Origin of the sequence: Colwellia chukchiensis, assembly GCF_002104455.1 — a bacterium.
GTDB lineage: Bacteria > Pseudomonadota > Gammaproteobacteria > Enterobacterales > Alteromonadaceae > Cognaticolwellia > Cognaticolwellia chukchiensis.
The window spans coordinates 203491-224948 of record NZ_NBOC01000002.1 but is presented as its reverse complement, the minus strand read 5'-3'; the positions used below and the strand labels follow the sequence as shown (position 1 = coordinate 224948).

Genomic DNA, 21458 nt, shown 5'->3' with positions numbered 1-21458 from the left:
ATACCTTGATTTTTGGTCAATTAAAAGCCAGTTCTGGCCTCTATTGCACTTTTTTTCATCTCTTGATTGAGATCAATATATGCGCATAAAGCCCAATACACGCGCTGAGATTTCATTATAATGCGCAACCCATTTTACTATCAGACACCTTGATATGCTTAAGCCAGAATTATTATCGCCAGCCGGTAGCTTAAAAAACATGCGTTACGCCTTTGCCTATGGCGCTGATGCCGTCTACGCCGGCCAACCTCGTTACTCATTGCGGGTTCGCAATAACGAATTTAGTTTAGAAAATATTAAACTTGCGATCGATGAAGCCCATACGCTTGGCAAAAAGTTTTATCTCGTAAATAACATTGCACCTCACAACAGTAAGTTAACCACTTTTTTACGCGATATAAAGCCAATTATCGCCATGCAGCCAGACGCCTTGATCATGTCTGATCCTGGTTTGATCATGCTAGTGCGCGAAAACTTTCCTGAGATGGCAATTCACCTGTCTGTGCAAGCCAATGCCGTCAATTGGGCCACCGTTAAATTTTGGCATCAACAAGGCGTTGAACGAGTCATTCTGTCGCGCGAACTATCACTTGATGAAATAGAAGAAATTCGTTTTCGCTGTCCCGACATGGAGCTAGAGGTGTTTGTACATGGCGCTCTTTGTATGGCGTATTCTGGCCGCTGTTTATTGTCCGGCTACATCAATAAACGCGATCCCAACCAAGGCACCTGCACTAATGCTTGCCGCTGGAAATACGACGTTCATGCCGCTAAAGAAACCGCTACCGGTGATATTATAGCAACTGACGCCAGTGGAATTTACCCACCAAAACAAAAACCTATTCAAGACGTAGTTTTACTGCAAGAGCAAGGTCGCCCTGGTGAATATATGCCGGCTTTTGAAGATGAGCACGGTACTTATATCATGAATTCAAAAGATTTGCGTGCAGTAGAGCATGTGGCGCGCTTAGTTAAAATGGGGGTACATTCTTTAAAAATTGAAGGCCGTACAAAATCTTTTTATTACTGCGCGCGCACCGCTCAGGTTTACCACCAAGCCATGTTAGATGCGATAAATCATAAACCCTTTAATCAAACCCTTAGTCGTGACTTAGAGCACTTAGCACACCGCGGTTATACCGAAGGCTTTTTACAACGTCATCGCCCCAGTGATACCCAAAATTATGACTATGGTTACTCTAAAAGTGATACTCAACAATTTGTTGGTGAAGTCATTGGCCGAAACCAAGCCACAGGCTTAGTTGAAATTGACGTAAAAAATAAGTTTCTTGTCGGAGACAAGTTAGAGCTAATGACCCCCAAAGGCAACATTAATTTTACCTTGCAAGCCATGCAAAACCTCAAGGGTGAGTCCATTAAAGACGCCAAAGGCTCAGGGCATAAAGTAGCCATTGCGCTAGCGACAGATATTGACTTATCGTTTGCTATTATCATGCGCTACTTAACTGACGGTGGCACAACGCGACACCCTTTTGCACAAAACCAGAGTGCTTAAAGATGGCGTTACTCATTGAAAGTGCCTGCATTAATTGTGATATGTGTGCGCCAGAATGCCCAAACGGTGCCATTGCTATGGCGGAAGAAATTTATGAAATTGACAGTGACAAATGCACCGAATGCCTAGGCCACTACGACAAACCCACATGCATCTCAGTTTGTCCAATTGATTGTATTATTAGCGACCCCAAGCAGGTTGAAAGCGAAGAGCAATTACTGGCAAAATTTTTCCGACTGCATGGATAACTGCGTTTAGATTAATCACAACAAAGGAGTGCGACCACGCTCTCCTTTGTTGTATTAGTCGTGATAATTTGGCGGCAGCGCTATACCGAAATAGGGGCTTTAATATGCGGGTGCGCTTGATAGTTTTGTAACTCAAAATCGCTAAATGTGAAATCAAAAATACTTTTGACGTCTGGATTAATCCACATTTTAGGTAATGGCAAGGGCTCGCGTGATAATTGCTCGTCAACTTGCTCAAGGTGGTTTAAGTACAAATGCGCATCACCAAAAGTATGCACAAAGTCACCAAGCTCTAAATCGCAAACCTGCGCTATCATCATAGTAAATAAGGCATAGCTAGCAATATTAAATGGAACCCCCAGAAAAATATCAGCGCTACGTTGATAAAGCTGACAGCTTAATTTGCCATTTAACACATAAAATTGAAATAAAGTATGGCATGGCGGTAACGCTTGCTTACCTTTTGCAGCATTAGCTGCTGGGCTAAGCGCGGTATCAGGTAATAACGCAGGGTTCCATGCCGTAATAATATGGCGGCGTGAATCTGGATTTTGCTTTAAGTCGGTAATTAATTGCGCTAATTGGTCTATGGTTTCACCATTATGAGCTGGCCAGTTTCGCCACTGCACGCCATAAACCGGGCCTAATTCACCGTCTTCTGTCGCCCAATCATCCCAAATTTTTACGCCATTTTGCTGTAAATAGGCAATATTAGACTCGCCTTTGATGAACCATAACAGCTCATGAATAATGGATTTTAAATGGCACTTTTTGGTGGTAACTAGCGGAAAGCCTTTGGCTAAATCAAAGCGCATTTGATAACCAAATATACTTTTAGTGCCTGTACCTGTGCGATCAGACTTTTCTACACCTTCATCACGAACATGACGCATTAAATCAAGATAGGCTTTCACTCGGCTTTCCTTTTGCTGTTTTCAAAGAACAAATTAACAATGGATTGGCACTGAATTTTTACACTTTTCAAATCACAGTGACCGCTAAATTATCTCATAAATGCAGACAATGACAAAGTGCTGTCAATAAGTTTTGCCGCGGTAAATTACCACCAAATCATTTTTAACGCTACTAACATTAAAAACAATGCAAAGCCTTTTTTAAGATAACGCAAAGGTAAGTTTGCCCCGGCTTTAACCCCTAACGGCGCAAATAAAGATGAGGTTAATACGATACCTAATAAAGCCGGTAAATAGATGTAACCTATACTCCAAGGGGGCAACTCTTCCCGTCCGAAGCCGATAACGACATAACCTAATGCCCCAAACAGCGCGACAATAATACCACTCGCGGTAGCTACGCCAATCGCCTGGCGCATGGTTAATGAACAGTACATCAAAATGGGCACAAGTATTGCGCCACCAGCAATTCCCATTAAACTGGCTAAGACCCCTGTAATTAAACCAATAATTTTTAATACCCAGTTATTAGGTAAGGCAACACTACGCTCGACTTTAATAGATAAAAACATATATGCCGCTAGAATTAGCACCGCACTAGCAAAGATGATAGTCAAAGCTTTTAATGACAATAGCCCAGCAATAATAGCGCCAAGCACAGCGCCTATCGCGACAGTTACCACTAACTTTTTCGCAATTGACCACGGAATATTACCGTTTTTATGGTGAGCAAACGCCGCAGACGACGAGGTAAATATAATCGATGCTAGCGAGGTGGCTAATGCCATCGGAAAGGCAAGCTCGGCGCTAATACCTAATAGTGGTAACAAATACACCAATACAGGCACAATAATAAGCCCACCACCTATGCCCAGTAAGCCAGCAAAGAAACCCACTATAGCCCCTAATAATGCACAGGCGACAAAAACACTAATAAACATTAGATTCACTTAAATACATTATGACGTAATTCCTAATTGCCAATGGTTATTCCCACTTGCCATGAACAAAGTCTTCTAAACCCAGTTTAACAAATTGCTGGTGCAAATAACGATGCACGTTTAAAACATCTGTTTGGCGTAACACCGCTGCTAACATAGATTCTAGTTGCTGCATTTCAACATGGCGAATAGCCCACTTAACTTTTGCAATGCTATGCGCACTCATACTTAGGTTTTGATAGCCCATTGCCATTAGTAATAACGCCCCGGTAGGCTCATTGGCTAATTCACCACAAATACTTAATGGCATCTTTAGCTGCGAGCTATGCTCAGCAATATAATTAAGCGCGCGCAGCACAGCGGGATGGTAAAAATCATATAAACTTGCAACCCGACTATTATTGCGATCAACGGCTAACAGATACTGAGTTAGATCGTTACTGCCAACCGAGAAAAAATCCACTTTATCAGCCAGCTCCGGCAACTGAAACATAACACTGGGCACTTCAATCATCACGCCGATTTTAGGACGTGCTAAACAGTCAGCTTGATCATTTAATAGTTCAGATCTGAGTTCATAATGTGCTTGATTTATTAATTTAATCGCTTCATCCACTTCTGAAATGCTGGAGATCATAGGCAACATAATTGCCAAGTTATCCAATTGGTAATTTGCTCTTAACATAGCCCGAATTTGTACTAAAAATATTTCAGGATGATCCAAAGTAATGCGAATACCACGCCAGCCCAAAAATGGATTGGTTTCAATTATAGGAAAATAAGGCAACGACTTATCGCCACCAACATCTAAGGTGCGCATAGTCACAGGCTTACCAGCGAACGAACTTAACACAGTGTGATAAAGCGCTGTTTGCGCGTTTTCTGAAGGAAAGCAATTACGATTCATAAAGGGAATTTCGGTGCGATAAAGGCCAACGCCATCTGCACCAACATTTTGTGAATATTCCAAACCCGCTGATAAACCGCTATTGACCATCAAATTCATCGCATGGCCATCTAAGGTTACAGCAGGTAAATGAGCAGCTTGTTTAACCTGGGTTTGCAGCTCAAGCTCTGTTGCTAAAATATGTTGATATTCAGTGACTAACGCCGCACCTGGGCTAACATACAACTGATAGGCGTATCCATCAATAATCGCACGTTTTTGATTAAGTTGACGTATCGCTAAATAATCTATCCCCATAATGGCCGGAATATTAAGTGCTTTTGCTAAAATGGCCGCGTGAGAATTATTAGAACCATTAACCGAAACCACACCTAACAATCCACTGTGTTGATATTCCGCCAGTAATGTGGCGCTAACATCTTCAGCAACCAAAATAAATTTTGCTGGTAAGTCTTGCTCTGGCTCAGTCTGGTTTTGAATATGATTTAGCAGTCGGTTACCTAAATCTTTAATATCATAAGCCCGCTCTCGCAAATACTCATCGTCGAGCGCTTCAAATTGAATAACATAGCCATCAACCACTAGTTTCAATGCACTTTGAGCATTAAAACCCTGTTTAATCTTGGCGATAACTTCCACCTTGAAGCTATCGTTATCTAACAACTGCTTATAAACATCAAAAATATCTAGGCTACTATCTGATATCACAGACTTAAGTTTTTCACTTAATTGGCAAAACTCAGCTAACGTGCGCACAACCGCATCGTGAAATATCTGTAACTGCAGCGTAATATCATCGGTTTGATTAACCGCAATCGCCGACAAATCAGCTTTCGGCTGAATAACCACCATTTCACCAATGGCAATACCTGGCGCACCACCTATGCCTTTATGCTGTTGACCTATGTTTTGCTGACCACGCCCTAAAATCGCCCCTTGCGCTTCCCTGCTAGCCAATGCCATTGCAAGTTGTGCTGACAAGGTAACCAAAAAGGCTTCTTCATGCTCGCTGAAAACTCGTGCTTGCGTTTGTTGAACGGTTAACACACCTAAAACTTTACGTTGGTGAATGATAGGAGTACCTAAAAACGCCTGAAATTTTTCTTCTTCTACTTCTGGCGCATACATAAAGTCGGGGTGCTGATGGGCATTGGCAATATTAATCGGCTCTTCACGTTGGCCCACCAAGCCAACTAAGCCTTCGGTAAAGCCAATACTGGTTAAACCCACGGTATCTGGCGCTAAACCATTGGACGCCATTAAAAGAAAATGTTGTTGCTGATGATCAGCTAAGTAGATAGAGCAGCATTGAGTGGCAAGCGTTTCTTTAACCTGTGTGACTAAACGCATCAGTGCTTGGTCAAGTACCGAGGCTTGACTAAACTCTAAAACAATTCGGCGCAAAATAGTAAGCATTAAAATCCCTCTTGATTATTTTTAGCAACGCAATTATGACTAGCGGTAAATGAAATAGCTCACCGTAGTGAGCTATTTAACAAGACATACTAATAATCTATGAGACTATATTTAAGCTCGACGTCGGCGACGTTCTTGGCGGTAATTGGGCATTGCCGCTAAGGCAAACTCTTTCATCACCTTTCGATAAACTTCACGTTTAAATGACACCACTTGTCGGACAGGGTACCAATAAGAAACCCAACGCCAGTCATCAAATTCAGGGTGGTTTGACTGCAATAAGTCAACCGCTGATTCTGCTGCCGTTAGTTTAAGTAAAAACCATTTCTGCTTTTGACCAATACAAACGGGTAAACTTTCGTGCCTAATTAACCTTTTTGGTAATTTGTATTTCAACCAATGTTTAGTCGACGCCACAATTTTAACATGTTCAGGCTTTAAACCGACTTCTTCGGTTAGCTCCCGGTACATAGTTTGCTCTGCAGTTTCACCCTCATCAACACCACCTTGTGGAAATTGCCAAGAATGCTGACCAAAACGCCTGGCCCAAAATACTTGTCCCCTGTCATTGATTATTACTATGCCGACATTGGCTCGATAGCCTTCAGCATCTATCACAGGAACTCCTGAGCGCATTAAATAATGCTTTGATTCTTCCACACTCTACAGTTTTGGGCAAACATTTATTATGACTAATGATAACTTGTAGTAGCAGCGCTCACCCGTTTGCATAGAAAATAGCCAAGGCAAGCTAGGCGCGATATCAATAATTCCCTTGCTCAAAGGCTAAGGGCTGGCCGATAATAGACAAAAATCATTTTAGGCAAGGTACACATTGACTAAACCAAAGATCCCAAAAAGTGAAGCTGAATTGCTAAACAGAGCACAAAATCTTGCCGGCATGACCTTAGGGGAGATAGCCGCGTCGATTAATGTTGTGGTGCCAAAAGATCTTAAGCGGGAAAAAGGTTGGATCGGCTTACTCCTAGAGCAAGTCTTAGGTGCTAGCGCCGGCTCGCGCCCAGAGCCTGATTTTCCGCATTTAGGGATTGAATTAAAATCTCTACCAATAAATGCGCAAGGTAAACCGTTAGAAACGACGTTTATTTGTGTTGCCCCATTAACCGGCTTAGTTGGCGCACAATGGCAGACTAGCCATATTCGAAATAAACTTGCCCGCGTATTATGGATCCCAGTGATCTCCGAGCGCACTATTCCCGTTGCCGATCGCATGGTAGGTAGCGCTTTTATTTGGTCACCGTCTGCAGAAGAAGAGCAGCTACTAGCGCTAGACTGGCAAGAACTTACCGATATGATCGTTTTAGGTCATGTCGAAAATATTCATGGCAAGCATGGCCAAGTATTACAGTTACGACCGAAAGGTGCTAATAGCCAGGCTAAAACACAAGCATATAACCGTCACGGCCAACCCTTTATGACCTTGCCTCGGGGCTTCTATTTGAAAACCAATTTCACCCAAGCCTTACTAAATAAACACCTGAGAATAAACTAGGGTCTATTGAACTTTCAGGGTTAATATTTATTCAACGTAAAACGGATTTAATCGCAGCGCGAGCATAGAATAATAGTTAGGCGATATAAAAAGCGAACAACAAAGTGTAGGTTCGTTTTAAATCAGCCTAAAGGCAGCACTTGTTTGAAATTTAAACCGTGTTATCACCTGTTCGTATCGCAAGCTACACCTCACATGCGCTGCCGAGTATAAATACCAAACAAGTCGATGTAAAAGTCCTCTCCAGCGATTAATAAACACTTATATTTGGGCGCTACTATCAAAGCAGCTTGCCAATAGCTATCAACAAAGTCATAGCCAAATATGCAGAATCACGCTATAAATAACACTAACAAAATCACTTAACGATTCGTTTTCATTTATGAGTTTTGGTAATAAATTTGATCGCTACATTGCGGTGCTATTTTTTGTGACGATAGTAACGGTTATTTTAACCTCCTATTACACATTAAAAGATGTGATCAACAGTCATAACAAGCAAGTACAAAGTGCTATCACGCCATTATTTTCGCTAGTCACCAGTGAAATATTGCGACCGTTACGCGTGGCAAACTTCATGGCGAATAACATTTTTGTTCTGGACTACGTTGATCAAGAGCAAATAGAAAAGCAAACCATAGTAGATTATTTAAATAGTATTTCTACTTCGTATAACATGGTCACCTTTATCGCCCTAGAAAAGCATAATATTATGCTGGACTCAAATAACAAACAAGCGACGTTAGACAGCAAAGCTACTGAGTGGTTTCACCGCTTAAAAGTGCTACCTGCAGAACAATTTACTGACATTGGCAATGCCGATAACCCTCATTTATATTTTGACAATAAATTGCGCAACTCAAAGGGTGAGTTTATCGGTTTTACGGGTGTGGCTATTGACTTAGATTACTTTTCTGAAAAGTTTAAAGAGTACAGTGATCGTTTTGGCTTTGAGTTACTGTTTGTCGATAGTAATAATGTCATTACATTATCGTCGAGCAATATTCTCAAGTCAGAAAGCTTGCACCGTGATGCCCTAATGACACACTTAAGCGATTTACCTTGGTATCAGTCGCTGCGCAAAAACAATCATGCTAATACTGATTTAAGCAACGAAGTGATGTACACCACAGACCAAGGCTTGTTAATCTCTCAAATGCCGATACAAGAGTTAAATTGGCGCATGTTTATTGTGTCTCCACCCGCGGTTGAGCAAAGTGAATACTGGCGAATATTTTTAAGTCGATTTGTGCTCTTTTTTATTATTGCCATTGTTTTTTATCTGGCACTACTCAACAGTATTACTTACTTAAAAGCACGCTTAATAAAACAATCTGAAACTGACTATTTAACGCAATTGCCAAACCGAAGCCATATTCACTATCGCTTTGACCAGCTTGCTAAGAAAGAGCAAAATCTCTGTGTCGTGTTAGCTGATATTGATAATTTTAAACAAATTAATGATACATATGGCCACCTCGTTGGCGACGATGTTTTAAAAATTATCGCTGAGCAATTATCTGCAACGCTACGAAAAGTGGATGTGGTTGGCAGATGGGGAGGCGAAGAATTTATCATGCTCTTGCCTGACACTAGTGCTCAACAAGCTCATCATATTGTTGAACGAATAAGAAAAAACATTGCTGAGCTTTCATTCCCTATTTCCAGCACCAGTGGTACCTTTACCACCACTATCAGTTTCGGCATTTGTCAGTTACCGCTGCCAACCACGCCACTTGAAGAGTATATAGAAGGGGCTGATAAAGCCTTATACGAAGCGAAAAACAACGGCCGAAATCAAAGTGTTATCTTTAATTAGTTAGCTTAACTTTCGCTCAGCAAGCTGTTCATATATTCGGCTAAGCTATCGGCAATACCTGCTGCGGCACTACCTCTGGTTAACCTTAACCACTTGGCTTATTTGACGAGTGGCTTGACTTGCGAGCGTTTGCCATTGAGTGTTTGCGGCTTCTAAGCAGACAAATTCATTTTCACCTTGGGCATGAATATCTGTCATCGCCTGCGCGTTAACACCCGGGTTCCACAATACCCACTGTTGGCAATCGTCACTGCATATTGCAATTTCTCTTTGCCACTGGTGATCAACAATTACTAGATTATTTTGTTGGTTTTGTTCACGATGATAAATGCGATCAATTGGCCCTTGGCAATTAACCAGCGGCGATCTTTGTTGTCGCTTGCCGGTTACTTTATCATCAAAAATTAAGTGATTTAACGCCGAAAAATTAGTATCTTTTGCGTGGCCAACGCAAAAATAGCTATGTAAAGCACACGTATAGGCCACTGGCTGTGGCGATAAATTTGTTATGGATAGTTGCTGCGAAAACGCCTCAGAAAACTGCAAGTTTTGGCGTAATTGAAAAGCGCCAGGCCAATATTTACTGAGTTGCTCGCCCCTTAGCGATAAGGTGATGCTAACCCCCTCTGCAGCGATAGTAAAAGCATCCAGTTGCCATTGGCTTTGTCGCGCAAAGCCATGGTTGCTAGTGCTAATAATACTGCCATCGGCGAGCTTTACTTTATCGCCAAACCAAGGCCAGCATATGGGAATACCACCACGAATTGCCTTACCCTGACGATAGGCGCTGTCTTTGCTCAGCCAAAATACAGGCTGCTGAGCGTGTGGTTGCCAAGTCAATACTTGCCCAGCATATAAACTGATCGTACCTTGGCCCTTTTGATGAACAAAACGCAGGGCTTGTAGGCCATCGCCAAGCAGAAACTGCTCAATTCGGCCAAATTCATTTTCAAGTAATAACTGCGGCATAAGCCATTCTCATTATCGTTAGGTAATATTTGAAATATTTTAGGCGCTAACATGCCTGAAAGAAAGCCTAAAATTTTTCATCACTTTCCCCTCAGATCTGTTGATATTTCAGGGTTAAAATTTATTCAACTTAAAACGGACTTAATCGCGGCGCGAGCTTTGAATAAGCATTATGCTATTTAAAAAATAAGCAACAAAGCGAACATTTTTTAAAATCTCGTTGGCGTTATTTCCTGTTCGTGTAGCGAGCGACACGTCACATGTTCTACCTTGTCTAAATAGCAAACAAGTCGCTGTAAATGTCATCTCGACAGGTCAACAAACCTGAGAATAGCGTCATAAAAAAACCACGCATTGCGTGGTTTTTTATTTAGGCAGCGTTAAAACTCAAGGCTACTTTGTATAGGCTCTAGGCATATCGCTGTCGGTAGTGTAGCGGTCTCGTAACGCATCTTGACGGCTGGTGGTAGAGTATTGCTTACCATCAATCCACATTTGACTGACTTGTGTACTCAGTTCAAAAGGATCGGCACTCCACAAAACTAAGTCTGCACGTTTACCTACCGCAATACGGCCGCTATCAAGATTAAAGGCATCAGCAACATTGGCGGTTACTGAAGCCAAAGCCTGATCGCGTGATAAACCATTGGCAACGGCATTACCTGCATGATAGCGCAGTTGATATAAGTTATGGGTATCACCATTAACCGCTAATGCAACGCTAACGCCGGCTTGACTTAGTGCTGCAGCGTTTTCTAACGATGCATGTAATGAATCAAAACTCCCCGGCAAATTATCGAGTGCGGCTAACACCACAGGCACATTAGCTTGAGCAATTTGCTCAGCCACTAAAACGGCATCCGCAGCACCCACAATAACCAAATCCAGTGAATATTCCGCTTTAATTTTCAATAGCGTTAAAATGTCGCTTGCTCGGTCTACATAGGCCACTAAAGCTTTGTCACCTGCCAATAACGCATTCACTATTAAGTCTTGACGACTCGGATCTTTTGCCTCGTTTTTATTTTTTTGCTTTGTCTTCGCTAACTTTTTACTGGCATCTGCAAAGGTTTGTTGTAGTGTTTGCAAGCTTAAGGCACGCGAGCCTTTGCTTTTCGCACTTAAGTCAACAATAACATTGTGATTACTTAAACGAACACTTTCAAACTCACCTGACAAGTCAACGACAAAGCTTTGACCTTTAAAAATATCTTCGCCACCTCTGGGGGCTACAATATTACTGGTAATGCCACCTTTACGGCTGTATGGAATTACCGACGAGCGCGGGTTAAACGCTAAGCTGGCATCAAAAGTGATATCGGCTTTTTTATCACTCGCATCACGGCTTCTTGAAACCGCGCCCACTTCAACTAAACCCAATTGATTCATAGCACCAATAAAACCTGGTGTTAAAATTTTGCCTTTGGCATCTATAATAGTGTCAGCCTGTACTGTTTTTGGGTTAATAGCAGTGATTTTACCGTTTTCAATGACAACCGTGGCATTCTCAAGCACGCCTTGCTGAGTAACGGTATGTACAGTTGCATTGGTTATTGCAAAGCTTTCGGCAACACTTGCTGTTGAACTCGCCATTGCCAAAGCCATTAGCGATGATGTAAATAATTTAAAATGCTTCATCTTTTTCACCTTATCTTTGACCTAGCATGAAATCGCTTTTCGCTTGATATTTTTCATCAAAACGATCGTAAACTTTCGCACCGTCAATAAACACTTGTTCTGCTTGTGCATAAACACTAAATGGGTTTTGGTTCCAAATCACCACATCGGCATTTTTACCTGACTCTAAGCTGCCAGTTTTATCGGCTAGGCCTAATGACTTTGCGGCATTCGCTGTGATCCAAGTAATGGCTAGTTCAGGCGTAACCTCAAAACCATTGTCATTTGCACGGTACATGACCTTGCCCGCCTCTTGGTTTAAGCGCTGAATAGTACTAGCCGAGTCAGAGTGTACAACCGCACACGAGTTTTTCACTGCATCAACAATAGCGACATTTTCATGCACCATATCGTAGGCTTCCATCTTAAAGCCCCACCAATCTGGCCACATAGCGGCACAGTTACCATTTTCTGCTAGCAAATCAGCAATTTTGTACGCTTCTATGGCGTGATGAAAGGTACCCGCATGATAGTTAAACTCTTTACTTAGGTCGATCATCATGGCCATTTCTTCAGCTTTGTAGCAATGGTTATGAATTAAAATATCACCATCAAGCACACCTTTTAAGGTATCTAACTCAATATCTCTCACGGGTGCTGTTGGGTTCTTACCAGCAGCATAGTCTGCTTCATATTGCTCCCATGCACGCTTATATTCTGTGGCTTCAGCCCACGCCATGCGATAGCCGGCCATATTACCCATACGGGTTGACGGCAGAACTTTACGATTGCCATAAACACGTTTTGGGTTCTCACCACAAGCCATTTTTAAGCCATAGGGTGCATCTGGAAACTTCATGCCTTGCATGGTGTGGCTAGGCACGTTACGCAAAGTGACGCCGCGACCACCAAATAAGTTGGCTGAGCCGGGTAAGATTTGTAAAGTGGTAATACCGCCTGCTCGTGCTGCTTGAAAACCAGGGTCTTGCGGCCAAACACTGTGCTCGGCCCACACTTCAGAGGTGTTAGGTGAACTCATTTCGTTACCATCAGAGTGGGATTCTACTGATGGGCTTGGATACACGCCTAAGTGAGAATGTACATCGATAATACCCGGGGTTAACCATTTTCCTTTGGCATCAACTTCCACCGCGCCTTCTACAGCAAGGTTCTGACCTACTTTATTGATTTTTCCATCAACCATTAATACATCGGCGTTATCTAGACGGGTGCCCGTTCCCGTAAGCACAGTAGCATTTTTAATTAATGTAGTTTGCGAGGGTAGTACTTTATATGTGCTAGGGTATGGATTATCGTTAAACACCACTTTTTCATTTTGCTGCTCGCTTTGCAAACAGCCAGTCAAAGCAACAGTAAGTGCTGCCATCACCACGGATGGGAAAAACTTTTGCATAGAAATATTCCTGTATTGTACATTGCTGAATACAACAAAATGATCCAAGCAATTTTACATTTTTATTAAGCATTTATGGAAATGGCTAACGGGTTAGCATTAGCCAGATAGGCTAGCACAATATTATGATTTGTTGCGAACAACAAGTCGGAGCAGGAGCGGAATTATCTAATTGCGTTGAATGGTCAACTATCTGCGATAAGCGGATCAGAGTTCAAAGTCGCCAAAGTCAATTTCATCGCTTTCATCAAATTTTGGCTTGCTTGGCGGGTCCAGTAATGACGGCTGTATGGGTTCAGCAATAACCTCGGCGTCTACGACTTTTGACGGTTTATTTTTTCGTTTTTTTCTTTGTTGACAACGTTTTATAACTTTTTGCCGGTTAGCCGCGTCAAATGACAACCAGTTCAAGCGTTCATCTCGAGTACGAAAACAGCCCAAGCATTGACCTTTATCATCTGACTGACAAATACCGATACATGGGCTAGGTACATCAAAAAATTCTAATTGCATGTCATTATACAGCTTGGTAAAAGCTAACTTCGTTTAACAGATATCCTTGAGTATAACGCATTAATTACCTCTACATTAGCGCTCAATACTAACCGAGCTGATCCGAAGCAATATGATATTCAGGATCTTCAATAACATCAATTTCAACTAAACTACCAGCTTTAGTTAATAATTGTCGGCATTCTTTACTCAAATGTCGTAAATGCATTTTCTTGCCACGACTAATATAACGCTCAGCTAGCGTGTCTATCGCTTCAATTGCTGAGTGATCAGCCACGCGAGAGTTTTTAAACTCGACTATAACGTCTTGGCCATCTGCCTCAGTATCAAACTGCTCTAAAAAGCTCGCAATTGAGCCGAAAAATAATGGACCGTTAACATCATAGACGGTTGAGCCTTGTTCATCTACCGAACGCGTTACTGCAATATGTTTCGCATGCTCCCAAGCAAACACTAACGCAGAGACGATAACACCAACAATTACCGCAATGGCTAAGTCGGTGGCAACGGTCACCGCTGATACTAAAATAATCACAAAGGCATCGGCTTTTGGTACTTTATTGATAATGCGAAAACTAGACCATTCAAAAGTGCCAATCACGACAATAAACATCACTCCCACTAACGCCGCCAATGGAATTTGTTCAATAAGGCCAGAGGCAAACAAAATAAAGCCGAGTAATGCCAGCGCTGCCGTTACCCCTGACATACGACCGCGACCGCCAGAGTTAACATTAATCATCGACTGACCTATCATGGCACAGCCGCCCATGCCACCAAAAAATCCGGTCACTGTATTGGCAGCACCTTGGGCTAAACACTCTTTATTGCCTTTGCCACGTGTACCGGTCAATTCATCAATTAATGTTAGGGTCAATAAGGACTCAATTAAACCAATGGCAGCTAACACTAAGGCAAACGGCAAAATAACTTGTAAGGTTGCCCAGTTAAACGGCACATTAGGGATACTAAATTGTGGTAGGCCTCCGGCAATTGACGCGGCCGGGTTATTGGTCATATCGCGAACAAAATCTACGACTGTTCTGGCATCTAAATTAAAGCTTTGCACTATGATAGTCACCACAACAATCGCCACCAAAGAAGAAGGAACAGCTTTGGTTAGTTTAGGTAAAAAGTAAATAATCGCCATGGTTAAGGCAATTAAACTTGCCATGGTTGCCATTTGACTACCTTGCATCCACACTAGCTCACCGGCCTCGTTGGTGACCTTAAATTGCCCCAGTTGTGCCAGAAAAATCACAATCGCTAAACCATTAACAAAGCCTAACATTACAGGATGCGGCACTAAACGGATAAACTTACCGAGCTTAAATAGCCCTGCCATTATTTGCAATAAGCCGGTCAGTACCACAGTGGCAAATAAGTATTCAACACCATGAATAGCCACTAAGCTGACCATAACGACTGCCATGGCACCTGTGGCTCCCGAGATCATCCCCGGTCGACCGCCAAATATTGAGGTGATTAAACCCACCATAAAAGCGGCATATAAGCCAACCAATGGCTCAACACCGGCAACAAAGGCAAAGGCGACGGCTTCCGGAACTAATGCTAAAGCAACCGTTAAGCCCGACAAGACATCATTTTTTAAGTTTGCCACTTTACTGGCATGTAATTCGAACATTCTTTTCTCAACTTTCAATTTTGATTTCGGGTTACTTTATTTCAGCAGCAAAAATTGACACTAAAACAACCTATAACCTACATTTACTGTTTGCCAAATAAGCAACCGTTTTGTACTGACTACCCCGGTGAACTTTAGCCACTGTGACGTGTATTTTAATTAGGCACAATACCAACAGGCACTATCAACAGAACGCGTATCTATTGATAAAGGTGAACTGACGAGCCCTAAAACTAAAGGCTAACAACGCCCTATCTAAATCGCTGGTTTGTAGGTTGAACACTACTTTATAGAACACAGTAAAAATAGGTAAATGGCAGATAAGTTACAGCAAATTTGCGAAATTCTAGGTAGTTTTTAGGGCGCGAGAATACTATAGATTTATAGTAAACAAGTCAATACGGGTATGAAATTTAACCACTTTATTGTGGTTAAATTTAACGGTTGAAAATCGCCAGAAAATTTGGCTAATCAGCTACTAATGATGGCTTCACGTTCATTAAGAAAAGCTTTAATTTCGTCGCGAGAGCCCAAGATATGTTGTTTTAACAAGCCAACAGCTTTGTCAATATTACGTTCTTGACACAATATCAGTAATTCATTGTGCTCTGTACCGGCTTTAGACATACCACCAGCCCATAATAAATGCATGCGAATATAGCGATCGGCATTTTTATTAAGGGTGTTTACCAAATCTTGGGTTTGTGGCCGTCGCGCGGCTGAATATAAACAATTGTGATAATTTGAGTTTAGCTCACTCCATGTGTTAACCGCATTCTCTTTGCCTAAGGCTTCATCAAGCTGCTTCAACACTTTTGCCGCTTGCTGTAACGTTTCATCACTTATATGTAATAGCGAACTTGCTAATAAATCTGCCTCTAACATGGCGCGCAACTCAAAAAGCTCATCTACTTGATGCGCATTTAACTCGGTTGCAGTGGCCCCTTTATGAGGCTCGAAGGCAACAAGCCCCTCTCCCTCTAATTGCAGCAGTGCTTCCCTGATGGGAATACGACTAACACTTAACTCATTGGCTAATGCTGCTTGACGTAATGGTTGCCCCGCTTTGATCTCGCCACTTAAAATCTTTTCTCTAAGGGTTTCAACGACTAATTGAGTTCTGGTTTTGTAAACTATGCTCATACTGGGCTTCCCTAAAAATAATACGGCTATTATAAAGATCCAGGCGATAAACACAAAAAAAAAGAGTTATTGTACATAACTCTTTTATATTTTCTTGCTAATTTTTACCTAACTTAGTGCAACAGGGCCACGCCGGCTGCATTTTTATTATTGGTTTAAATTAATGATTTACTCACATTAACCTTGTAACAATGTTGGTAATAGCTCGCTGGGCATATTTTGATAACAAATTGGTCGTTGCCAACGCTTAATCGCTTCGCTGCCTACCGAGGTACTACGAATATTAGTAGACGCTGGGAAAGGGCCACCGTGGTTCATAGACGCACAAACTTCAACGCCGGTTGGCATTTGATTATAAATCAAACGACCAACTTTATGGACCAAGTTATTGGCGATAATTTTCGCATCGTCAAGATCGTCAGGCAAGGCGTGAATGCTAGCGGTTAAATTGCCTTTAATTACGCTAATCGCTTGTAACATCTCATTTACGTCGGCACATTTCACTATCAATGCCGCAGAGCCAAATAACTCTGTTTGTAGTGCGGGGTTCGCGGCAAATGTCGCAAAATCTGTGCTAAATAAAGCCGCTTGACACAAGTGTGTTGCACCAGCTTGCCCTGACGCTAGTAACTCAACACCGGCAGTGCTTTGCCAGCTGGCGACACCATCTTTATATGCTTGCGCGATAGCAGGTGTTAGCATAACACCAGCTTCAGTTTGCGCAACAGCCTGTGCAGCAGCGGCTGCAAAATCTTGATATTGTGCATTATCGGGTAATAACCAAACTCCCGGGCTAGTACAAAACTGGCCTTGCCCCATCATCAAAGACGCCACTAACTCATTCGCAATGGTTTTCGCGTCATGGGTCAGTTTATGCGGCATAATAAATTGCGGGTTGATACTGCCAAGCTCACCATAAAATGGAATTGGCTCAGGTCGTTGATTAATTTGTTGTTGTAAAATCATGCCAACCCGCTCTGAGCCAGTAAAGCCAACGCCCTTAATTAAAGGGTGCGTAACAATTTGGCTCGAAATAGCATGATTTTCGCCCTGTATTAAGGCAAAAACACCCGGATCAATGTCACATGATAGTATGGCTTTTAAAATCGCTTGTGCAATTAACTCAGCTGTTGCGGGGTGAGCGGTGTGAGCTTTCATAATCACAGGACAACCTGCAGCTAGCGCAGAGGCGGTATCACCACCAGCAGTAGAAAATGCTAACGGAAAGTTACTAGCGCCAAACACAGCAACTACACCTAATGGTAAATAACCTAAACGCGTGTCTGGTTTAGGTAATGGTGAGCGCGAAGGGTCTGCTAAATCAATAACCCCTTGATACTCTCCTTGCTCTAATAACGAGGCAAATAAATTAAGTTGGCCAACCGTGCGACCACGCTCCCCTTGAATGCGCATAGCTGGTAAACCCGTCTCCGCACTTGCTGTACTGATCAGCTCTTCACCTAATGCTTCGATTTCTGTACCTATAGCGCGCAAAAACTTGGCGCGCTGATCAGCGCTCAATTGATGGTAGCTTTTAAACGCGTTTTGGCCGGCATTAATAGCTTGCTCAACTTCTTGCTCAGTCGCGTCAGCAAAGCGGTTTGTCATCGCTTTATTTTCAAGGGCATTAAAAGCAACAAAGCCTTGTTTTGTTTCACCAAGCCATTGCCCAGCGATTAAATGTCTACCTGATATTGTCATAATATTCTCTTAAACTTGTGTTTCAATTATCAAACGAATAAATACCCACTGAGCCAATAACGCCAGTTAAGTCACGACAAAGCCCATTGCATACGGGTCTTGATCATCAATCGTAATACAGTTACTACCAAATACATGTGCCCAGCCTTCAATACTTGGTTTAATGGCGGTAATAGGACCATGTGCAGATTGCAGTTCGACAACCGCTTCAATTTTGCCAATAAACTGACTACCAATGTAGCTTTCATGCACAAATTTATCACCTAATTTTAGCTGCCCCTTAGCAAAAAGCTGAGCCATGCGAGCACTAGTGCCTGTGCCACAAGGTGAGCGGTCAATTGCTTTATCACCATAAAATACAGCATTAGCGGCGTCAGAGCCGTCAGTTTGAGTTTTTCCTGTCCACAATACATGAGAGACACCGCAAACCGTTTCATCTTCTGGGTGAATACATTGCAAACTTTCAGCGGCAACTTTGCGCACGATAGGGCTCCAGCGTAAAATATCGTCTGCGCTCCACTGTTCTATACCGGGAAAGTGTTCTTGTGGTTCAACTATTACATAAAAATTACCGCCGTAAGAAACATCAACCTTTAGCTTGCCTAAGCCAGGTATATCTAGCGTGACATCTTGATGGGCTAAGTAAGAAGCAACGTTATATAAGCGCACCGCTGTGACTTTGTCCCCTTGGGTTTGATAATCAATGTTAATTTGCCCTGCAGGCACATCTAGCACTAATTTACCGGCGGTTTTTGGCTTTATTAAGCCTTTTTCTAAACCGGCAGTAACGGTTCCTATAGTGCCGTGTCCACACATAGGCAGGCAACCAGAGGTTTCGATAAACAGAATAGCTGCATCAGCAGAGGGTGAGCATGGCGGATATAAAAATGCGCCAGACATCATGTCATGACCTCTAGGTTCAAACATTAAGCCTTGGCGGATCCAATCATAATTTTGCAAAAAGTCCTGTCGCTTTTCGCTCATGGTATTGCCCTTTAAGTTAGGGTGACCGCTGGTAACCAAACGAACTGGGTTGCCGCAGGTATGGGCGTCAATACAAAAAAAAGTTCCTTTAATCATTTCTTTAAGGCTTCCAATGTTTTATTTATTTATTATGGCGGTAGACAAAAAACTTATGCTTAACTCACTTAATGATTGTGCCACACTAAGGAGCTTTAACGGTAACTTTCTTGGTACTTGAAGACTGTAACTTATGGGCTAATCTTAATGCTGGTAATAAGCAACGTAAACTAAACTTCTATTAACGATAAACTTACATTTTTACAACACGCTAATCCGCTATTGACTTGCTCTCTTCTTCGCTGTGCGAACAGTTTTTACCAACAATATCGAAAGCTATAATGCCATCTACACCTCTTTAATCAGGCTTTCAACCATTCATTACGTTACTTGAAAGTTAATTGACATATCGTCGAATTATTAAATCGTTACGAAAGCACAAACGCCTTGCCAATTTATATTTTTCATCTGTCATTATCTGTAAAGTAAAATTAAGTAATTAAACTAAATGCTAGAAAGCACTTGATATATTGTATACAATTATTTCTATCATACAAGTACCCTTGTAAATTTTATTTTTCGCGTGAAGTTTAACCTAAAATAGGCTTTAATTTTTTTTACTATTTATTAATGGTTTATATGTCTACCGTTAATAGTTAGGCGTTATAGTAGCGAGTAACTATTTTTGGTTAACGCATTATTTTACTTTACGCATTGAGATAATTTTTCACAAACTTTAATTAATTTAGCACCGTAATTTTATAAAATTTCGCCTGTTTTTAGTGAGTCGTTTATATGAAAAACAATCAAAATAGTAGTAACCCACAAACAAAACACGTTGCCGTTATTGGTGCTGGTATTGTTGGTGTCAATTGTGCCCTTGAGCTGCAATCCCTCGGTTTCCAAGTAACATTAATCGACCCAGAGGGTATCGGTGAAGGCTGTTCAAAAGGCAATGCAGGTCACTTTGCTACCGAACAAGTGTTTCCTTTAGCAGAAGTGAACCTACTATGGCAGTTTCCAAAGCTTTTACTTGATCCTTTAGGGCCGATGGCCTTATCTCCTCGATATTTTGTCAAAGCTCTGCCATGGTTTTGGCAGTTTATGACCAATATGTTGGCCAGTAAAAGGGCAAGGAATACCGCGGCATTACAAGCATTAAATAAAAACGCTATAGCGTACTACCAGCCGTTATTGCGTGCGGCAAACGCTGAACATTTGCTCACATGTAACGGCAGCTTATTAGTTTTTGAAAGCAGCAACCGTCAAGATGCTGTCGCGATGTTGGAAAAATATCAACAAGCGGGTGTAGCGGTAAAGCTATTAGATCGCGAGCAAACCTTATTGCTAGAGCCAAACCTCAGTAAAAAAATTAATTTCGCTTTATATTTTACTGAAGTTGCCCATACTGCTAACCCTTATGAAATTTGCCAAGTATTAGCAGCGCAGGCAAAGCAACTAGGTATGACATTTTTAGCCGCCAAGGTAAGCCATATCCATTATGGTGATGACAAAATTAATCTTGAGTTTTGTCCACAGCACATGGCGCAGCAGAGTTCAGCGCTTAGCGAGCAAAGCTTTGATCACCTTGTTATTGCCACTGGCGCTTGGTCACAATCATTATTAGCGCAACTCGGTTATAAATTACCAATCGAAGCGGAACGAGGTTATAGCCTAGATTTATCGCCAACAACTAAGGATAGCTTAACGCGGCCTGTGGCTTCTGCCGAGCGTAAATTTATTATCACGCCTATGGCCCATGGACTGAGATTAGCCGGTACCGTTGAGTTTGCCGGCTTAAAGCAAAAAGCGAATATGAAGCGAGCCCATATGCTTTATAAAAATGCTTTACATTTATTAGATGACATACCTAAGCTAGCGCAAAAAAACGCTGCCGAGCAAGCAGGCTGGTTAGGCTGTAGACCATCGTTACCCGACTCTTTGCCTGTGATCGGTCGAGCGCCAAATCATCCTAACATACAGTTTGCTCTTGGGCATCAGCACCTAGGTCTGACCTTAGGAGCGATTACCGGTAAACTTATCGGCCAAGAGCTGACCAATCAACGCCCTGATATTGATTTACAGCCGTACTCAATTAGTCGCTTCAATTAATTATAATATGTAAAAACAAAGCACTAGCACTCAATAGCCGCTAAGCTCTG

The 21458-nt window shown here is 42.0% G+C and carries 17 protein-coding genes; 5 read left to right on the top strand and 12 right to left on the bottom strand.

Annotation, left to right across the window (positions count from 1 at the left end; translation table 11 throughout):
- Window positions 1–154 precede the first annotated feature (154 nt).
- Both trhP and B6K83_RS04510 read left to right on the top strand, forming a co-directional pair.
- Window positions 155–1516 carry a prephenate-dependent tRNA uridine(34) hydroxylase TrhP gene (trhP, locus tag B6K83_RS04515; RefSeq protein ID WP_085283689.1) on the top strand — a complete coding sequence of 454 codons (1362 nt, stop codon included), beginning with the start codon at window positions 155–157 and terminating at the stop codon, window positions 1514–1516.
- A 2-nt stretch (window positions 1517–1518) separates the two neighbouring features.
- Window positions 1519–1764 carry a YfhL family 4Fe-4S dicluster ferredoxin gene (locus tag B6K83_RS04510; RefSeq protein WP_085283687.1) on the top strand — a complete coding sequence of 82 codons (246 nt, stop codon included), beginning with the start codon at window positions 1519–1521 and terminating at the stop codon, window positions 1762–1764.
- 80 nt (window positions 1765–1844) lie between these two features.
- On the opposite strand, the gene B6K83_RS04505 is transcribed toward B6K83_RS04510, so the two are convergent.
- From B6K83_RS04505 to rppH, 4 genes are all read right to left on the bottom strand, one after another.
- A complete protein-coding gene (locus tag B6K83_RS04505) occupies window positions 1845–2678 on the bottom strand; it encodes a thymidylate synthase (protein ID WP_085283685.1) in 834 nt (277 codons plus the stop codon).
- Between the two features lie 146 nt (window positions 2679–2824).
- A complete protein-coding gene (locus B6K83_RS04500) occupies window positions 2825–3619 on the bottom strand; it encodes a sulfite exporter TauE/SafE family protein (protein ID WP_085283683.1) in 795 nt (264 codons plus the stop codon).
- A gap of 46 nt (window positions 3620–3665) precedes the next feature.
- A complete protein-coding gene (ptsP, locus tag B6K83_RS04495) occupies window positions 3666–5942 on the bottom strand; it encodes a phosphoenolpyruvate--protein phosphotransferase (RefSeq protein WP_085283681.1) in 2277 nt (758 codons plus the stop codon).
- A gap of 111 nt (window positions 5943–6053) precedes the next feature.
- A complete protein-coding gene (gene rppH, locus B6K83_RS04490) occupies window positions 6054–6560 on the bottom strand; it encodes an RNA pyrophosphohydrolase (protein ID WP_085283909.1) in 507 nt (168 codons plus the stop codon).
- Window positions 6561–6777: 217 nt separating this feature from the next.
- Between rppH and mutH the strand changes: the two genes are divergently transcribed.
- Window positions 6778–7455, top strand: coding sequence for a DNA mismatch repair endonuclease MutH (mutH, locus tag B6K83_RS04485; RefSeq protein ID WP_085283679.1), 678 nt, complete (start codon window positions 6778–6780; stop codon window positions 7453–7455).
- A 382-nt stretch (window positions 7456–7837) separates the two neighbouring features.
- Window positions 7838–9274 carry a sensor domain-containing diguanylate cyclase gene (locus B6K83_RS04480; RefSeq protein WP_085283677.1) on the top strand — a complete coding sequence of 479 codons (1437 nt, stop codon included), beginning with the start codon at window positions 7838–7840 and terminating at the stop codon, window positions 9272–9274.
- 69 nt (window positions 9275–9343) lie between these two features.
- Here B6K83_RS04480 and B6K83_RS04475 read toward each other — a convergent pair whose 3' ends face one another.
- The 8 genes from B6K83_RS04475 to B6K83_RS04440 form a co-directional block, all read right to left on the bottom strand.
- Window positions 9344–10243, bottom strand: coding sequence for a D-hexose-6-phosphate mutarotase (locus B6K83_RS04475; RefSeq protein ID WP_085283675.1), 900 nt, complete (start codon window positions 10241–10243; stop codon window positions 9344–9346).
- 393 nt (window positions 10244–10636) lie between these two features.
- Entirely contained in the window at window positions 10637–11881 is a 1245-nt protein-coding gene (locus tag B6K83_RS04470) for an amidohydrolase family protein (protein WP_408607174.1), read from the bottom strand.
- A 10-nt stretch (window positions 11882–11891) separates the two neighbouring features.
- Window positions 11892–13274 (bottom strand): amidohydrolase, encoded by a 1383-nt coding sequence (locus B6K83_RS04465; RefSeq protein ID WP_085283671.1) that lies wholly within the window; start codon window positions 13272–13274, stop codon window positions 11892–11894.
- Window positions 13275–13481: 207 nt separating this feature from the next.
- Window positions 13482–13787, bottom strand: a complete 306-nt coding sequence (locus B6K83_RS04460; RefSeq protein WP_085283669.1) for a DUF1289 domain-containing protein — start codon at window positions 13785–13787, stop codon at window positions 13482–13484.
- Between the two features lie 88 nt (window positions 13788–13875).
- Complete coding sequence (locus B6K83_RS04455) at window positions 13876–15432, bottom strand: SulP family inorganic anion transporter (RefSeq protein WP_085283650.1); 1557 nt, start codon at window positions 15430–15432, stop codon at window positions 13876–13878.
- 471 nt (window positions 15433–15903) lie between these two features.
- Complete coding sequence (locus B6K83_RS04450; RefSeq protein WP_085283648.1) at window positions 15904–16575, bottom strand: GntR family transcriptional regulator; 672 nt, start codon at window positions 16573–16575, stop codon at window positions 15904–15906.
- Window positions 16576–16752: 177 nt separating this feature from the next.
- Window positions 16753–18276: an aldehyde dehydrogenase (NADP(+)) gene (locus B6K83_RS04445; RefSeq protein WP_085283646.1), complete on the bottom strand. Its 1524-nt coding sequence runs from the start codon at window positions 18274–18276 to the stop codon at window positions 16753–16755.
- A gap of 66 nt (window positions 18277–18342) precedes the next feature.
- The gene (locus B6K83_RS04440) at window positions 18343–19356 is read right to left on the bottom strand and encodes a 4-hydroxyproline epimerase (protein WP_085283644.1); all 1014 of its coding nucleotides are present in this window, start codon (window positions 19354–19356) and stop codon (window positions 18343–18345) included.
- Between the two features lie 735 nt (window positions 19357–20091).
- Between B6K83_RS04440 and B6K83_RS04435 the strand changes: the two genes are divergently transcribed.
- On the top strand, window positions 20092–21408 hold the full coding sequence (locus B6K83_RS04435) for an NAD(P)/FAD-dependent oxidoreductase (RefSeq protein WP_085283642.1): 1317 nt from the start codon (window positions 20092–20094) through the stop codon (window positions 21406–21408).
- Window positions 21409–21458: the final 50 nt, after the last annotated feature.

What these genes read in the sequence shown, in the direction of transcription:
- B6K83_RS04450 (WP_085283648.1), bottom strand. Translation starts at nt 16,575, where the DNA reads ATGAGCATAGTTTACAAAACCAGAACTCAATTAGTCGTTGAAACCCTT.
- trhP (WP_085283689.1), top strand. Translation starts at nt 155, where the DNA reads ATGCTTAAGCCAGAATTATTATCGCCAGCCGGTAGCTTAAAAAACATG.
- B6K83_RS04510 (WP_085283687.1), top strand. Translation starts at nt 1,519, where the DNA reads ATGGCGTTACTCATTGAAAGTGCCTGCATTAATTGTGATATGTGTGCG.
- B6K83_RS04475 (WP_085283675.1), bottom strand. Translation starts at nt 10,243, where the DNA reads ATGCCGCAGTTATTACTTGAAAATGAATTTGGCCGAATTGAGCAGTTT.
- B6K83_RS04465 (WP_085283671.1), bottom strand. Translation starts at nt 13,274, where the DNA reads ATGCAAAAGTTTTTCCCATCCGTGGTGATGGCAGCACTTACTGTTGCT.
- ptsP (WP_085283681.1), bottom strand. Translation starts at nt 5,942, where the DNA reads ATGCTTACTATTTTGCGCCGAATTGTTTTAGAGTTTAGTCAAGCCTCG.
- B6K83_RS04480 (WP_085283677.1), top strand. Translation starts at nt 7,838, where the DNA reads ATGAGTTTTGGTAATAAATTTGATCGCTACATTGCGGTGCTATTTTTT.
- B6K83_RS04440 (WP_085283644.1), bottom strand. Translation starts at nt 19,356, where the DNA reads ATGATTAAAGGAACTTTTTTTTGTATTGACGCCCATACCTGCGGCAAC.
- B6K83_RS04455 (WP_085283650.1), bottom strand. Translation starts at nt 15,432, where the DNA reads ATGTTCGAATTACATGCCAGTAAAGTGGCAAACTTAAAAAATGATGTC.
- B6K83_RS04470 (WP_408607174.1), bottom strand. Translation starts at nt 11,881, where the DNA reads ATGAAGCATTTTAAATTATTTACATCATCGCTAATGGCTTTGGCAATG.
- B6K83_RS04445 (WP_085283646.1), bottom strand. Translation starts at nt 18,276, where the DNA reads ATGACAATATCAGGTAGACATTTAATCGCTGGGCAATGGCTTGGTGAA.
- B6K83_RS04435 (WP_085283642.1), top strand. Translation starts at nt 20,092, where the DNA reads ATGAAAAACAATCAAAATAGTAGTAACCCACAAACAAAACACGTTGCC.
- B6K83_RS04500 (WP_085283683.1), bottom strand. Translation starts at nt 3,619, where the DNA reads ATGTTTATTAGTGTTTTTGTCGCCTGTGCATTATTAGGGGCTATAGTG.
- B6K83_RS04460 (WP_085283669.1), bottom strand. Translation starts at nt 13,787, where the DNA reads ATGCAATTAGAATTTTTTGATGTACCTAGCCCATGTATCGGTATTTGT.